The sequence below is a fragment of the Nocardioides sp. JCM 18999 genome (assembly GCF_055391175.1).
The window spans coordinates 3,261,948-3,277,222 of the sequence record NZ_AP043887.1 but is presented as its reverse complement, the minus strand read 5'-3'; the positions used below and the strand labels follow the sequence as shown (position 1 = coordinate 3,277,222).

Sequence of the window (15,275 nt, the reverse complement as noted above, 5' to 3'; positions counted from 1 at the left end):
TTACTCTTCGTCCATGGATTCGGCGAAGGCTTCGACGAACCAACCTCCCACCCGGCCCCGGGGCCCTGAGCAGGTGCGGGCCGCCGTGCTCGCCGCCACCCGGGAGCTGCTCGTCGAGCGGGGGTTCGAGGGCTTCTCGGTGCGCGACATCGCCGCCGCTGCCGACGTCAACCACGCGCTCGTGCACCGCTACTTCGGCACCAAGGCCGACGTCCTGGAGGCGGTGCTGAACGAGGAGGCCAACAAGCTCGTCGCCGCGTTCACCGCCGCACCAGAACCCGCGACTCGACCCCCCAGAACCCGGGACTCGGCTGCAGGAACCCGGGACTCGGCTGCAGGAACCCTCAAGTCGGCGAAGGTGCTGGCGGTCCTGGAGGAGCAGCCGCTGTTCTGGCGGGCGCTGGCCCACGCGGTGCTGAGCGCGCCGGAGTCGGCGGTGCCGGGGACGGCGCGGACCACGGAGTTCTTCGGGTCGCTGTGGCGGAACGCGCCGCAGGAGCGGGCCGCCGAGGCCAGTGCGGCGGGGGCCACGGTGCTGGGTTGGTTGATCTTCGGGTCCTTCATGGGCGACGTGACCGGTGCCGACCCGGCGGACGTCCGTCGCCTGGTGGCTGAGCAGGTCGACCGGCTCACCCTCTGAGCCAGGTCACCGACGGGGGTCAGTCCCCGTCGCGGGACTCCTTCTCGAACTGCTCGGCCATCGCCTCGTAGCCCTTCCGCTCCTTGCGGCGGCGCCACTCGCTGCGCGCACCCCAGCGGGTGATCAGGATGCCGAGCAGGACCAGGACGGCCGCGAGCGCACCGGCGATGAAGACGGCCGTGGCGCCCAGGTGGACACCCATCAGGCTCGCATCGCCGGTGTCACCGGAGGCGAAGAGGCCGACCAGGACGAGCAGTCCGCCGAGCAGGATCATCACGAGTCCAAGGGCCAACATGGGCTGAGACTAACCGTTTCAGAGCGTTCCGAGCAGGGCACGCAGCAGCCGCGCCGCCCCGTGCTTGTCCAGCGGGTTGTTGCCGTTGCCGCACTTGGGGGACTGGATGCACGAGGGGCAGCCGTCGTCGCACTCGCACGCCTCGATCGTCTCCAGCGTCGCCGTCAGCCAGGTCCGCGCCGTCCGGTAGCCGCGTTCGGCGAAGCCGGCCCCACCGGCGTGGCCGTCGTACACGAAGACGGTGAGCAGCCCGGTGTCGGGATGGACGGCGGTGGAGACCCCGCCGATGTCCCAGCGGTCGCAGGTCGCGAACAGGGGGAGCAGCCCGATCGAGCAGTGCTCGGCGGCATGGGCCGAGCCCGGCAGGTCGGCCTGCTCGAGCTCGGCGGCGGCCAGGACGCCCGGCGGGACCGTCCACCACACCGCCGAGGTCCGCAGCGTGCGGACCGGCAGGTCGAGCAGCTCCTCGCCGATGATCTCCCCGCTCGGCACCCGACGCCGGAGGAACGACACCACCTGGTGGGAGACCTCGACGTCACCCCAGCTGAGCCGGCACTGGCCCCACGCCTCGTGCTCCTTCTCCTCGACGATCCGGATCTCGGTCTGCTCGCGCGCCATCGTCGAGTACGGCGGGTCGGCCCGCTCCATCTGGGCGACCCGGTCCTCCAGGTCGAGATGGTCGACCAGCCAGGTCTCGCCCATGTGCAGGTAGACGGCGCCGGTGTGGGCGGTCGAGTGCGCCCGGCCGATGTCGACGGTGCCGACCACCCGGCCCGAGGAGCCCTCGATCAGCTGGACGTTGCCGCCGTCCGATCCCCGGATGTCGACCAGGTCCGCGGCCCGACGCGCGTCGGTCCAGAACCATCCGCGCGGGCGCTTGCGCAGCACCCCGGCAGCGGTCAGCTGCTCCAGGAGGGGGACCATCGTCGGCCCGAAGAGCTCCTCGTCGGCGCTGGTCACCGGGATCTCCTGGGCCGCGGCGCACAGGTGCGGGCCGAGCACGTAGGGGTTGCTCGGGTCGAAGACGGTCGCCTCGACCGGCTGCCCGACCAGCGCCTCGGGGTGGGTGACGAGGTAGGTGTCGAGCGGGTCGTCGCGGGCGATCAGCATGCCGAGCGCGTCCTGGGCGCCGCGGCCCGCCCGCCCGAGCTGCTGCCACAGCGCGGCCCGGGTGCCCGGGTAGCCGGCGATCAGCACCGCGTCGAGGCCGGTGACGTCGATGCCGAGCTCGAGCGCGTTGGTCGCGGCGATCCCCCACAGCTCCCCGGTCCGGATCGCGGTCTCGATCGCTCGTCGTTCCTCGGGCAGGTACCCGCCGCGGTAGGCCGCCACCCGCGCGGGCAGCGACGGGTCCACCTCGGCCAGGTGCGCCTGGGTGGTCATCGCGACCTGCTCGACGCCGGCGCGGGACCGGACGAACGCCAGGGTCTTCACCCCGGACACGACCAGGTCGGTGAGCAGGTCGGCGGTCTCCGAGGAGGCGGCCCGGCGCAAGGGGGCGCCGTTCTCCCCGGCGTACGCCGTCAGCGGTGGCTGCCACAGCCCGAGGGTCAGCGTCCCCCGGGGCGACCCGTCGCGGGTGACCGGCACGACCTCGAGCCCCGTCAGCCGGGCCCCGGTGACCTCGGGCTCGGCGATCGTGGCCGAGGCGAGGATGAAGGTCGGGTTCGCCCCGTACGAGGCCGCGATCCGGCGCAGCCGCCGCAGCACGTGCGCGACGTGGGCGCCGAAGACGCCGCGGTAGTGGTGGCACTCGTCGACGACGACGTAGGACAGCGAGCGCCAGAACGAGGCCCAGCGGCTGTGCCCGGGCAGCATCGACCGGTGCAGCATGTCGGGGTTCGTCAGCACGTACTCGGCGAAGGCGCGGGTCCACTCCCGCTGCTCCCGCGAGGCATCGCCGTCGTGCGCCGCGACGCGGACCCCGAGCTCGAGCGCCTCGATCCGGGCCAGCTGGTCCTGGGCGAGCGCCTTGGTCGGGGCGATGTACAGCACGCTGGCGCCGCGCTGCCCCCGCTCGCCCCGCGACTCGAGGATCCGGGTCAGCCCCGGCAGCTGGTAGGCGAGCGACTTGCCCGACGCGGTCCCCGTCGCCAGCGCCACGTGCGCTCCGGAGACGGCGGCGTCGGCGGCGACCACCTGGTGCCGCCACGGCCGGTCGATGCCCCGGGACCGGAACGCCTCGACCACCTCGGGATGCGCCCAGCCCGGCCACTCGACCGTGTCGGCCTGCCGTGCGGGCAGCTGCTCGACGTGGGTGAGCCGACCCTCGCGCCCCGGGGCGGCCGAGAGCCGATCCACGAGCGCTGTTACCGACATCACCGCGGCATGGTTACATAGGCCAGGTGGATCTCAGTCTCTCGACCTCCGAGCTCGCCGGCGCCCAGGTGGTAGCCGTGGTGGGCGAGATCGACGTCTACACCGCGCCGCGGCTGCGGGAGAAGCTCGTCGAGCTGGTCGAGGCCGGCCACTACCGGATCGTCGTCGACCTCGAGGGCGTCGACTTCCTCGACTCCACCGGGCTCGGCGTGCTGGTCGGTGGGCTCAAGCGGGCCCGCACCCACGAGGGCAGCCTCACCCTGGTCTGCACCAACGAGCGCCTGCTGAAGATCTTCCGGATCACCGGGCTGGCGAAGGTGTTCGACATCTTCCCGACCGCGGCCTCGGCCGCGGGCGCCGCCTGACAGCTACTTGATCTTCAGCGCCGGGGGCCTGCTCGTGGCGGCCAGCAGCGCGGCGTTGCCGCTGAACTTCACCGTCAGCTGGTGGGAACCCTTCTTCTTCACCTTGACCAGGGCCACCCGGACGACACCCTTGGCCGGGACGGTGGCCGCCGCGACGACCGTGGTTCCGTCCAGCACCGTCACCGAACCGGTCAGCGGGAGGCCCTTCGCGGACGTCACCGTGACGGTGAGGACCCCCTTCTTCGGCTTCGCCTTGACGGCGCCGAGCTTGGCCGTCACGGTGGCGGCGGCCTTCCCGATCCGGACGCCGGTGGCCGACGCGATGCCGTCGGCGTAGCCCGCCCGGCGCCAGCTGACGGTGGCCGCGATCAGGGCGCCCACGTCGCCGGCGCCGACGGTGTAGCCGCTCCCGGTGGCGCCGGTGATCGGCTTCCCGTTCCGGGTCCAGGCGTACGTCGCCGTCCCGGCCGCGCTCCACGCGCCGGCGCTGGCGCTCAGCCGCTGACCGACCGTCGGCGTGCCCTGGACCACCGGCTTCGACGTCGTACTGGGAGCGTCGCCGAGGAGACCGGTCACGCCGGCGCTGTTGACCGTCGCGGCGTCGTACCCGAGCGCGGTGGCGGTGTAGGTCACCGTGATCGGGCGACCGACGGCGGTCGGGGTGACCACGTAGGTGGTGGCGTTGTCACTGCCCGACACGGTCGTCCCGCCGACCGCCCACGCCCAGGTGAACGTGGTGCCCGCCGCGCCACCGGTCGGCGGCGTCGCCGGAACGGTGAGCGTGGAGCCGACCTTGCCGGAGCCGGTCGGCTTCAGCGGCTGCGCGAGCGTCCCCTGGGTGCCGGAGGCGACGGTCGCCGTGGCCGACGTGGAGGAGGCCGACGCGGTGAAGGTCACGGGCGTCGAGTTGCCGCCCCGGTAGGCGTCCCGCTTCACGGTCTCCGACAGCGTGATCGTGCCACCGGCGTCGGCGGTCGTCGGCGTGTAGGTCGCCGAGGTGCCGACCACGGTCGCCGGCTGGGTGCCGTGCTTGACCCGCCACGTGTAGGTCGGCGTGTAGTCCGTGCCCAGGCCCGCGCCTGCCCACGGGTCGCGCGCCGTCAGCAGGGTGCCGACCTTCGGGCTGCCGGTGTAGTCGACCGTGGCCGACGGGCTGAGGCTGTGCGCCCCGTCGGTGCAGGTGAGCCTGATGGTCAGGTCGATCGCCGGGCTGCCGACGTAGAGCGGCGGCGTGGACGCGGAGCCGCAGCCGTCGGCCGAGGCCAGCACCTTGTAGTAGGCGCCGCCGGTGACGTCCCACCGGAAGGTGCCGGCGTCGTCGGTGGTGTCGGGGTTGGTGCGGTTGTCGGGGGACATCTGCTCCGAACCGTCGGGCACCTCGGTGTAGGTGCCGACACCGTTGGTCGACGTGCCGTCGGCGTCGGCGAGGGCGGACAGCGTCACCGTCGCCCCGGAGATCGGCCGGCCGTACTGGTCGACGACCGCCCCGGAGGGGTCGATGTAGAGGCTGAAGCTCGTGGGGGCCGCGCCGCACGTCGGCGCGATGTTGGTGCTGACCGTGACCTGCCCGTGCGCGGGGAGGAGTGCCGGGATGGTGGCGGAGTAGGTCGTGACGCCCGCACTCGTGGCGGAGGTGAACGTGCCGGTCCGCTGGGTCTGGCCGGGCTCGCCGACGAACGTCATCGACCAGGTCGGCGGCTGTCCGTCGGCGGTCGTCGCGCAGCCGGTCAGGGTCACGGTGGTGGCCTCGGACCAGTTGATCGTCGGTTGGCTGGTGCCGCCGCCGGTGCTGATCACCCCGGCGCCACCGATGCTGACGTTCCCCGGCGGCGGGGGCGGGACGGTGATGCTGATCGCCCTCGTCCCGGTGGCGGTGTCCGGGGCGAGGTAGGTGGCGTGCGCGGCGTGGGACCAGTCCGCCGTGGAGGCGGTGATCGCGTAGGTGTGCCCCTGCAGCAGCACCAGGACCGCCTGGCCGGCGCCGTTGGTGAAGGCGCTGGCCGAGGTCCCGCTGACCTCGTCGAAGGCGGAGACGTAGCCGCCCGCCACGACGCCGGTGCGCGCGCCCGTGGTCGTGACGCTGACGGTCACGCTCGTCTGGGCGACCGACGGATCGACCACCGGCACCGTGGACAGGGTCACGTCGTACGGCGCCATGCCGGTGCTGGTGGCCCGGACCCGGATCGAGACCGGCCGGCCGGCGGCCGCGGCGGGGATGACGAGCTGGGTGCCCGTGCTGGTGTGCTCGGTCCAGGTCGGGTCGTACCAGCGCCAGGTGTAGTGCGGCACCACTCCGGTCGCCCACGCAGCCGTGACGGCGACGGTGTCGCCGATGGTCGGGTGGGTCGAGGAGAGGGCCGGCGCCTCGAGCGGCGTCACCGGCTCACCGTGGAGGCTGAGGCTGCCGAGGTTGGTGGTCGCCCCGATCTGCCACGGCCCGAAGTCCGTTGCCGTCCCGTGGGCGTCGTACGCCGTGAGCGCGTAGCGGGCGCCGGGCAGGACCCGGAACGCGAAGGCTCCGTTCTGGCCGGTGCTGGCCTCGAGCGGAGCGATCAGCGCCTGGCCGTCGACGTCGGTCGCGGAGGCGGAGATCGAGCAGGAGCGGCACGGCGTCCCGTCGGCGTTGAGCAGCTTGCCGCTCAGGGTGGCGCCGGTCCGGACCTGGAGGGTGGGGCCGGCGGTCGGGTTGCTGGTGCCGAGGTAGGCGACGCTGCCCGGAGCGTTCTGGTCGACCGGCTTGAATCCGTTGGCACCGGACCAGACCCGGGGATAGGCCACCCCGGAGTCACGGTCCTGCGCGTCCAGGGCGACGGCGTAGGTCGCTCCGGGGACGAGGTCGGTGAAGCCGTACTCGGTCCCCGCCGTCCGCGTGCTGTCGACCAGCCCCCAGGCGCCGCCGGACCAGCGGTAGAGGGAGGCCTGCGCCGTGATCGAGTCGACCGAGACACCGGCCGGTGGGGTGAGCTGGCCGACCAGCGCGTGCGCGCCGACGGTGGCGACGATCGTGCCGACGTCCGCGTTCGACCCGTCCTCCGGCAGCAGGACCGGGTTCGAGGTCGCCGGGGCGTAGCCGGGCTTCGGGTGGTCGACCTGCACCCACACGCCGACGAACGGGCCGTGCAACGAGCGCGGGGAGAGGCCGAATCGGCCGTCAGCGTCGGTCGTCCCGCTGGTCACGTACTGACCGGAAGGGCACGACGGCGGGCAACCGCTGGGGTTGGCGACGTAGAGCGCGATCGTGGCGCCGGCGATCGGGTGGGTGCCATCGGTGAGGCGGCCGGTGACCTGGCGAGGCGCGGGCAGGGTGAGGGTGCCGAGGTCTCGCGCGGCGTTGACCGCCCACGGTCCGAAGGACGCGCTCGTGGAGTCCTCCCCGGTGGCCGAGAGCTCGTAGTGGCCGCCGGGCAGGACGCGGAGGCCGAACTGTCCGATCCCGGAGGTGTGGACCGACACGGGGTCCAGGGCGCCGCCGGGCCCGGTGCCCAGCAGGTGGCCGGAGCAGCCGTCGCAGGGGCTGCCGTCGTGGTGGACGAGCGTGCCGGTCAGGTCGACGCCCTCGCGGACCGCGACGGTCGGTCCGTCGGTCGGGTTGGTCGCCCCGGTGTAGGCGACGGTGCCGGACGCGTGCTGGTCGACCGGGGCGAATCCGGTCGGACCCGACCAGGAGGTCGGGTACCGGATGCCGGTGTCCGCGTCGTGGAAGCTCACCTTCACGGCGTAGGTCAGGCCGGGGACGAGGCCGGTGAAGCCGTACTCGCTCGACGTCCCGGTCCAGGAGTCGGCCGACGTCCAGCCGGAGCCGTCCCAGCGGTAGAGCCGCACCTCGAGCTCGCCGGGACCGGCGTCGGTGTTCGCGGGCAGGACCAGCGGCCCGATCAGGGCGTGGCCGCCGAGGGTCTCGACGATCGTGCCGACGTCGGCACTCCCTCCGTCGGCCGGGGCGGCGACCACGGTCGAGGCGGCGGCGACGCGGCCGGGCCGAGGGTGATCGAGTCGGACCCAGTACGAGGCGAACGCCGCCAGGGAGGCCTGCGGGTTGAGCGTGAACGAGCCGTCCTCGGCGGTGCGGGCATCGTCGACCCAGGTGCCGCTGCAGTCGGCTGCGGCCGTGCCGGGTTCGCAGTCGTCGGAGCCGTAGAGCGTGACGTCAGCGCCGGCGATCGGGTCGGTGCCGTCGGTGAGGTGCCCGGTGATGCTGCGCGCCTGGGGGACCGTGCTGGCGACGGTCGTCGTCTCACCGCTCGGCACCCGCAGCACCGTGGCGTCCTCGGTGGCGGTCACCAGGCCGCTGTCGCTGTGGAACGCCCAGGCGGGGGTGTCGTCGCTCGTGGTGAGCACCTTCAGCAGGTAGTCGACGGTCGGGTCGACGTGGAAGGTGAACGAGCTGTTGCCGTCCTCCTCGGGCGCGATGGTGGCTTGGGCGGCCACCTCGCCCCACGGGCCAGCGCCGTCGTCGTTGTTCGTGAGGAGTGAGACCTCGTAGCTCCCCCGGGTGAGCGGGTCGCCGTCGGCGTCGACGAGGTCGACCCGGAGCTTGGTCGGCACCGGCAGGGTGATCGTCCCGGCGTCGTACGACGTCTGGTCGGTGGTCAGCGTGAAGACGTCGGTGCTCGGGTCGTCCTGGGCGGCGGTTCCGCCGAGGAACGTGTCCCCGCCGGTGAGGTGGTTGTGCGCCCCGATCGTGTACGCGGAGCCGAAGCGGAGCCGGAACGTCCAGGCGCCGTCACCCTGCTCGAGCCCGTCCGACACCTGCTGCCACTGCTCGCCGACCGGGTCGTAGAGGTACGCGTTGAGCCAGGTGTCGGACCCGGTGACCGGGTGCCCGGAGGTGTCCTCGACGTTGACGGTGACCAGGGACCGGTCCGTCCACAGGGTGAGCGTGCCGGTCGAGATCGTCGCGGCGCCGGCGGGGATCTCCCACTGGGCGGCGTTGCTCAGGGAGGTCGTGGTGCCGTCGGGGCTCAGGTAGTAGCGGGTGCCGCCGTTGATCGCCTGGGCGGCCAGGACGAACTCCTCACCCTGCGGCACCGTGACGGCGAAGTCGCCGTCCCCCTGGTCCGCCGCGGCGTAGGTGTAGTGCCACCCGCTGCCCGACCGGGTCATCGCCCACACCGCGATCTCCCGGTCGGAGATGCCGCGACCGAGCCCGTCGACCACCCGCACCGAGGCGACGCCGGTAACCGGCTCGCTCGCCCGGGCTGCCGCCGGGCCGGCGAGGCTGACGCCGAGGCTCAGCATCGTCGTCACCAGGAGGATCGTGGCGGTGCGTGCCGTGGCACGAGTGATCACGGACATGTGGAACCCCATGTTTCGCGTCTGAGGACGGCTTCCGAGCGCCGCGTTCGCGGAACGTAACCCAGGCTCAGGGAGCGCGTGGGCGTTTCTGATCGCATCGGGCCTTTCGGACTAGGCTGGGCCGGTGTCCGGAGCCGTTCAGCATCACGACCTGCCCCACCGACTCCGGAAGGCGCTGGTCGCCGCCGGATTCACCTACGACCAGGTCGCCGAGCAGCTCGGTCCGCTCGCGCACGCGGCGCTGGGTCGCAACGAGACCGTGCCCGGTCGGCAGGCGACCAAGGGCGGATCCCCGCTCGAGACGCTGATCCGGCTCTTCCTGCTCCAGGTCCCCGTCGACGCCTCCGCGGCCGAGGCGGCCCTGCCGGGCCTGGTCGACCAGCTCGCGGTCAACGGACTGCTCGAGCAGTCGATCGGCGAGGTCGCCGCCCGGATGGACGTGCGGCCGTACTCCGTCGACGACGCCGTCGGGTCCCAGGACCTCTGGGTGGTCAGCGACCTCACCCCCGGCCTGGACGGCGGCCCGCAGCGGGTCGGCACCAACTACGTCCTCGGGATCAGCCCCGCCTCCACCTCGCTGGCCCAGCTCACCCTGCGCCACGAGGTCGGCACCAGCCTCGACCTCGGCACCGGCTGTGGCGTCCAGGCCCTGCACCTGGCCCGGCACTCCCGGTCGGTCGTCGCCACCGACGTCAACACCCGCGCCCTGTGGATGACCTCCTTCAACGCCGCGCTCAACGACGTCGCCGACCTGGTCGACGTCCGCAACGGCTCCTTCTTCGAGCCGGTCGCGTCCGAGACCTTCGACCTGATCGCGACCAACCCGCCGTTCGTAATCTCCCCGGCCACCGGCGAGCGCCTGGTCTACCGCGACTCGGGCCTGCCCGGCGACCGGGTGGTCGAGGACATCGTCCGGGCCGCCCCCGACCGGCTCAACCCCGGTGGCTGGTGCCAGATCCTGGCCAACTGGGTGATCCGCACGGACCAGCCCTGGGACGAGCGGCTGGCGGGCTGGCTCGGTGAGGACACCGACGCCCTGATCGTCCAGCGGGAGATCCTCGACCCCGCCGCCTACGTCGAGCTCTGGCTCAAGGACTCCGGGCACTGGGGAGGCGAGGAGTACCTGTTCCGCTACGACACCTGGCTCGCCTGGATGGAGAGCCACGGCATCGAGGGCGTCGGCTTCGGCTGGATCAACCTGCACAAGACCGGTGCCGGGGCCCCGCGCACCGAGCTGGTCGAGTGGCCCTACGACGTCGAGCAGCCGATCGCCCCGGCGATCTCGGCCTGGGGCGACGCCGTCCGTGCCGAGGTCGACCTCGACAGCCACCTGGTCGCGCCGTCGGACCTGCAGCAGGAGACCTTCGGCGCCCCCGGCGCCGACGACCCGTCGGCGATCGTGCTGCGCCAGCAGCGCGGCCTGCGCCGGGCCCACCAGGCCGACACCGTCACCGCGGCGCTGGTCGGCGCCTGCGACGGCGAGCTGAGCCTGGGCCAGATCCTCGACGCGATCAGCAGCCTGCTCGACGCCGACCCCGCCGAGACCCGGGAGACCTACCTGCCCGTCGCGCGGACGCTGGTCGAGCAGGGGTTCCTCACGCTGGGATGACCTCCGGTCGCGGTGGCCACGGCTCCGTGGCCATCGCCTGGAGGGCTCGCTCCCGGACCTCCAGGAGACGGGACCGGGCGCGGGCCGTCAACAGCCCGGGCTGCCCCAGCGGCACCAGCCCGGCGGCCTCGGAGGGCCAGCGCCAGCCCGGTCGATCATCCCCGGCCCAGGCGTAGACGCTCCGGATCGCGAGCTGCACCTTCTTGCCCACCGCACTCGCGCCGGCGTCCGAGCCCAGGAACTCCCGGATCGTCTTCTCCGTCTCCATCCCGATCGGGTGGAGCAGACCGTTGGCCTTCCCGACCGCCCAGATCACGCCCAGGGCCAACCGGACCGGCCGCTCGTCGCGCAGCAGGCTCGGGCGCCGCTCCACGGTCAGCGCGAGTCCTCGCCGCAACGCCAGGTGGATCTCACCGCCCCGCCCGTCGAAGAACCGCTCGCTGGTGGCGTCGAGCAGTTCCGCGACCGCGCCGTACCGCTCGAGCTGCTCCGGTTCGAGGCCGGTCGGTGCGGCCGGCACCGGCCCCCGCAGCGGGGCCGCATCGAGGGTGAGCACCGCCTGCCGCGACCCGCAGTGGGAGTCCAGCCAGTTCATCGCCGCCACCCAGTCGGGCGGGTCCTGGACCAGCGTCGCCGGGCCACGTCGTGACAGGGACACCACGTCGTAGAGCAGGTCCCGGCACTCGGGGCACAGGTGCAGCGCCCCATCAGCATCGCCGAGCGTCCAGCCGGAACCGTTGTAGTCGTCGTACATCTGAGACCTCCATCGGGGGAAGTCGTCGTCCAGGACGATCGCACCAGCAGCCACCGACAGAACCTAGGATCGACGCCATGGTTGCCAGTAAGTCCGCTCGGGAGCGCAAGGCCGGGGTCGAGGCGGGCCCGCTCGGCCAGGTGAAGATCGACATCGGGGCCGACGAGCAGTTCGTCTACAAGATCACCTGCACCACCTGCACGGTGAAGGGCGGCGCGAAGGGCAGTCGGAGCGAGCGCGCCTGGTCGGTCTACCGGCCCGGCGAGGACAACGGATACATGGCCGCGATGGACCGCTGGATCTTCCACCTCAAGCAGAAGCACCCCGATGCCGACGCGCCGTGTCTGGCCTACGCCGAGGCCGCGGAGCAGCGTCTCCACGAGCGGCGCGAGCAACGCGACAGCGCCTCGGACTGACGCCGACAACATCACCACTGGACACGACGAGGTACCTTTCGTCGCGTGGCACACAAGTTGGTGATCGTCGAGTCCCCCGCGAAAGCACGCACTATTGGCGGCTATCTCGGGGACGGCTTCGTCGTGGAGTCCTCGATCGGCCACATCCGTGACCTGCCCCAGTCCGCCGCGGAGATCCCCGCGAAGATCAAGGACAAGCCGTGGGGCCGCTTCGGCGTGGACACCGAGAACGGCTTCGAGCCGTACTACGTCGTCCCGCGCGACAAGAAGAGCCACATCACCAAGCTCAAGAGCCTGCTGAAGGACGCCGACGAGCTCTACCTCGCCACCGATGAGGACCGCGAGGGAGAGGCGATCGCCTGGCACCTCCTCGACGAGCTCAAGCCGAAGAACATCCCCGTCAAGCGGATGGTCTTCCACGAGATCACCAAGTCGGCCATCCAGGAGGCCGCCGCCAACACCCGCGACATCAACCAGTCGCTGGTCGACGCCCAGGAGACCCGCCGCATCCTCGACCGGCTCTACGGCTACGAGGTCTCCCCGGTGCTGTGGCGCAAGGTCGCCTCCGGCCTCTCGGCCGGCCGGGTCCAGTCCGTCGCCACCCGGCTCGTGGTCGATCGGGAGCGCGACCGGATCAAGTTCAAGGTCGCCTCCTACTGGGACCTCGAGGGCACCTTCGACGCCGGCAGCAAGGCCGAGTCCGGCACCCGGATGTTCCCGGCCAAGCTGCACTCGATCGACGGCACCCGGGTCGCCTCCGGCTCCAACTTCAACCAGAACGGCGAGCTCACCGGCAACGTGGTCCACCTGGACCGCACCCGGGCCGAGGCCCTCGTCAGCGCCCTGGCGGACACGACGTACGACGTCCGCAGCGTCGAGTCCAAGCCCTACCGCCGCTCGCCCTACGCGCCGTTCCGCACCACGACGCTGCAGCAGGAGGCCAGCCGCAAGCTCGGGATGAGCTCCAGCGTGACGATGAGCGTCGCGCAGCGGCTGTACGAGAACGGCTACATCACCTACATGCGTACGGACTCCACGAGCCTGTCCGACACCGCGATCACCGCGGCCCGTCGCCAGGTCGCGGAGCTGTACGGCGCCGACTACCTGCCCGACGCCCCGCGGGTCTACGCCTCCAAGGTGAAGAACGCCCAGGAGGCGCACGAGGCGATCCGTCCCTCGGGCGAGACCTTCCGCACCCCGGCGCAGACCGGGCTCACCGGCGACCAGTTCCGGCTCTACGAGCTGATCTGGATGCGTACCGTCGCCTCCCAGATGAAGGACGCGGTCGGCCAGACCGTCTCGATCCGGCTCGGCGGCCCCGCCACGACCGGCGAGGACGTCGTCTTCGGCACCAGCGGCCGCGTGATCACCTTCCACGGCTTCCTCAAGGCCTACGTCGAGGGCACCGACTCCGCGGAGTCGGAGAAGGACGACGCCGAGACCCGGCTGCCGAACCTCGTCGAGGGCGACCCCGTCAACGCCGGGAAGCTCTCGGCGAACGGGCACGAGACCAAGCCCCCGGCGCGCTACACCGAAGCCACCCTGATCAAGGAGCTCGAAGAGCGCGAGATCGGTCGCCCGTCGACGTACGCCTCGATCATCTCCACGATCCTCAACCGCGGCTACGTGTTCAAGAAGGGCACCGCGCTGGTGCCCGCCTGGATCGCCTTCGCCGCCAACCGGTTGCTCGAGGAGCACTTCGACCGGTTCGTCGACTACGACTTCACCGCCTCGATGGAGCGGGTGCTCGACGAGATCGCCAACGGCAACGCCACCCGCGCCGAGGAGCTCGCCGAGTTCTACTTCGGCACCGCTGCGCTCGAGGGACTGCGGCAGGTCGTCGACAACCTCGGCGACATCGACGCCCGCGCCAACGCCACCTTCCCCGTCGGCGGTGCCGACTCCGGGATCGAGCTGCGGGTCGGCAAGTACGGCCCCTACCTCGAGGGCCCCGACGACGACGGCACCCCGCTGGGCAAGCGCGCCAACGTGCCCGACGACCTGCCGCCCGACGAGCTCACCGTGGAGAAGGCCAAGGAGCTGCTGGCCAACCCGACCGGCGTCGACATCGACCTGGGCTCGCACCCCGAGACCGGTCTGCCGATCGTGGCGAAGGCCGGCCGGTACGGCGCCTACGTCACCGAGGTGCTGCCCGAGGACGCCCCCAAGGGCGCCAAGGCCCGCACCGCGTCGCTGTTCAAGGACATGACGCTCGAGACCATCACGCTCGACGACGCGGTCAAGCTGCTCACCCTGCCCCGCGTGGTCGGCGTCGCCGAGGACGGCGAGGAGATCACGGCGCAGAACGGTCGCTACGGCCCGTACCTCAAGAAGGGCACCGACTCGCGCTCCCTCGTCACCGAGGACCAGCTGCTCACGATCACGCTGCCCGAGGCGCTGGCGATCTACGCCCAGCCCAAGGCCCGCGGTCGCGCCGCGGCCGCTGCGCCGCTCAAGGAGTTCGGCAACGACCCGGTCTCCGGTGCGCCGATCGTCGCCAAGTCCGGCCGCTTCGGCGACTACGTCACCGACGGTGAGTACAACGCCACCCTGCGCAAGGACGACGACCTCGCCACGATGACGCTGGAGCGGGCCGCCGAGCTGCTCGCCGAGCGACGGGCCAAGGGTCCGGCCAAGAAGGCGGCGAAGAAGACCGCCAAGAAGGCCGCCGCGAAGAAGACGACGACCAAGAAGGCCGCCGCCAAGAAGACGACGGCGAAGAAGGCTGCGAAGAAGGCGTGAGCACGCCGACCAGCACCGTCCTCACGCGCGCCGAGGGCACCAGCTTCACCGTCGTCACCTGGCCAGCCGCTGACGCGGCCGGTCCGGTCGTGCTGGTCGAGCCCGCGATGGGGATGCCGGCGGGCTACTACCACCGGCTGTGCGCCGCCTTCGCCGATGCCGGGCTGACCGCGGCGCTCACCGAGCTGCGCGGCCACGAGGCTCCGCACGAAGGTCCGGGCGGCCGGGTGCCGAGCCACTCCTACGACTTCGGCTACGCCGAGATGCTCGACGACCTCGAGGCCAGTGTCGCCGAGGTCGAGCGCCAGTTCCCCGACCGGCCGATCGTCGTGCTGGGCCACTCGATGGGCGGCCAGCTCGCGCTCGCGTTCGCCGCCGCCCAGCCCGGGCGGATCGCCGGCCTGGTGCTGGTCGGTTCGGGGACGCCGTACTGGCGCGACTTCCGGCCGTTCCTGCTCGGTGTCGCCCCGCTGTTCCGCCTCACGGCGACGGTGCTCGGCCACTTCCCGGGCAAGCAGCTGAAGTTCGCCGGCCGCGAGTCCCGCGGCCTGATCCGGGACTGGAGCCGGCTCTCGCTCACCGGACGCCTCCCCGGAGCCACCCCTGAGCAGCTGGCCGCGCTCGAGCTGCCGATCCTCGACTTCCACATCGCCGACGACTCGCTGGCGCCGATGTCGGCGGTCGCGGGCCTGGTCCGGCTGGCGCCGAACGCGCGGGTCGACCTGCGCACCCTCGAGGGCGAGGGGATCGACCACTTCAAGTGGGCCCGCCGCCCCGAGTCGGTGCTCGACCAGATCGTGACCTGGACGTCGTCGGCACTCGTCGGCGACCCCGCCTAGG

The 15,275-nt window shown here is 72.2% G+C and carries 10 protein-coding genes; 6 read left to right on the top strand and 4 right to left on the bottom strand.

From position 1 onward, the window contains the following. Positions 1-13 precede the first annotated feature (13 nt). Complete coding sequence (locus tag ACZ5J1_RS16240) at positions 14-640, top strand: TetR/AcrR family transcriptional regulator (protein ID WP_464560574.1); 627 nt, start codon at positions 14-16, stop codon at positions 638-640. A 19-nt stretch (positions 641-659) separates the two neighbouring features. Here the strand turns inward: ACZ5J1_RS16240 and ACZ5J1_RS16235 are convergent, their stop codons facing one another. Together ACZ5J1_RS16235 and ACZ5J1_RS16230 are read right to left on the bottom strand one after the other, a co-directional pair. Next, entirely contained in the window at positions 660-935 is a 276-nt protein-coding gene (locus ACZ5J1_RS16235; RefSeq protein WP_464560573.1) for a hypothetical protein, read from the bottom strand. An 18-nt stretch (positions 936-953) separates the two neighbouring features. Continuing rightward, positions 954-3,236: a DEAD/DEAH box helicase gene (locus ACZ5J1_RS16230; protein WP_464560572.1), complete on the bottom strand. Its 2,283-nt coding sequence runs from the start codon at positions 3,234-3,236 to the stop codon at positions 954-956. 44 nt (positions 3,237-3,280) lie between these two features. On the opposite strand from ACZ5J1_RS16230, the gene ACZ5J1_RS16225 reads away from it, so the two are divergent. Further along, the gene (locus tag ACZ5J1_RS16225) at positions 3,281-3,619 is read left to right on the top strand and encodes an STAS domain-containing protein (protein ID WP_464560571.1); all 339 of its coding nucleotides are present in this window, start codon (positions 3,281-3,283) and stop codon (positions 3,617-3,619) included. 3 nt (positions 3,620-3,622) lie between these two features. Here the strand turns inward: ACZ5J1_RS16225 and ACZ5J1_RS16220 are convergent, their stop codons facing one another. Continuing rightward, a complete protein-coding gene (locus ACZ5J1_RS16220; protein WP_464560570.1) occupies positions 3,623-8,914 on the bottom strand; it encodes an Ig-like domain repeat protein in 5,292 nt (1,763 codons plus the stop codon). 124 nt (positions 8,915-9,038) lie between these two features. Here ACZ5J1_RS16220 and ACZ5J1_RS16215 point away from each other — a divergent pair, with 124 nt between their 5' ends. Then, positions 9,039-10,523: a DUF7059 domain-containing protein gene (locus tag ACZ5J1_RS16215; RefSeq protein ID WP_464560569.1), complete on the top strand. Its 1,485-nt coding sequence runs from the start codon at positions 9,039-9,041 to the stop codon at positions 10,521-10,523. Here ACZ5J1_RS16215 and ACZ5J1_RS16210 read toward each other — a convergent pair. Continuing rightward, positions 10,510-11,331 carry a hypothetical protein gene (locus tag ACZ5J1_RS16210; RefSeq protein WP_464560568.1) on the bottom strand — a complete coding sequence of 274 codons (822 nt, stop codon included), beginning with the start codon at positions 11,329-11,331 and terminating at the stop codon, positions 10,510-10,512. The two genes, ACZ5J1_RS16215 and ACZ5J1_RS16210, sit on opposite strands and share 14 nt — an antisense overlap. Positions 11,332-11,354: 23 nt before the next feature. Between ACZ5J1_RS16210 and ACZ5J1_RS16205 the strand changes: the two genes are divergently transcribed. From ACZ5J1_RS16205 to ACZ5J1_RS16195, 3 genes are read left to right on the top strand one after another with little or no spacing between them, the layout of a single operon-like run. Beyond that, a complete protein-coding gene (locus ACZ5J1_RS16205; protein WP_464560567.1) occupies positions 11,355-11,693 on the top strand; it encodes a hypothetical protein in 339 nt (112 codons plus the stop codon). 45 nt (positions 11,694-11,738) lie between these two features. Then, positions 11,739-14,435 (top strand): type I DNA topoisomerase, encoded by a 2,697-nt coding sequence (topA, locus tag ACZ5J1_RS16200; protein WP_464560566.1) that lies wholly within the window; start codon positions 11,739-11,741, stop codon positions 14,433-14,435. Then, a complete protein-coding gene (locus tag ACZ5J1_RS16195; RefSeq protein ID WP_464560565.1) occupies positions 14,432-15,274 on the top strand; it encodes an alpha/beta fold hydrolase in 843 nt (280 codons plus the stop codon). The genes topA and ACZ5J1_RS16195 overlap by 4 nt, the downstream gene beginning before the upstream one ends. The last annotated feature ends 1 nt before the right edge of the window (position 15,275 follow it).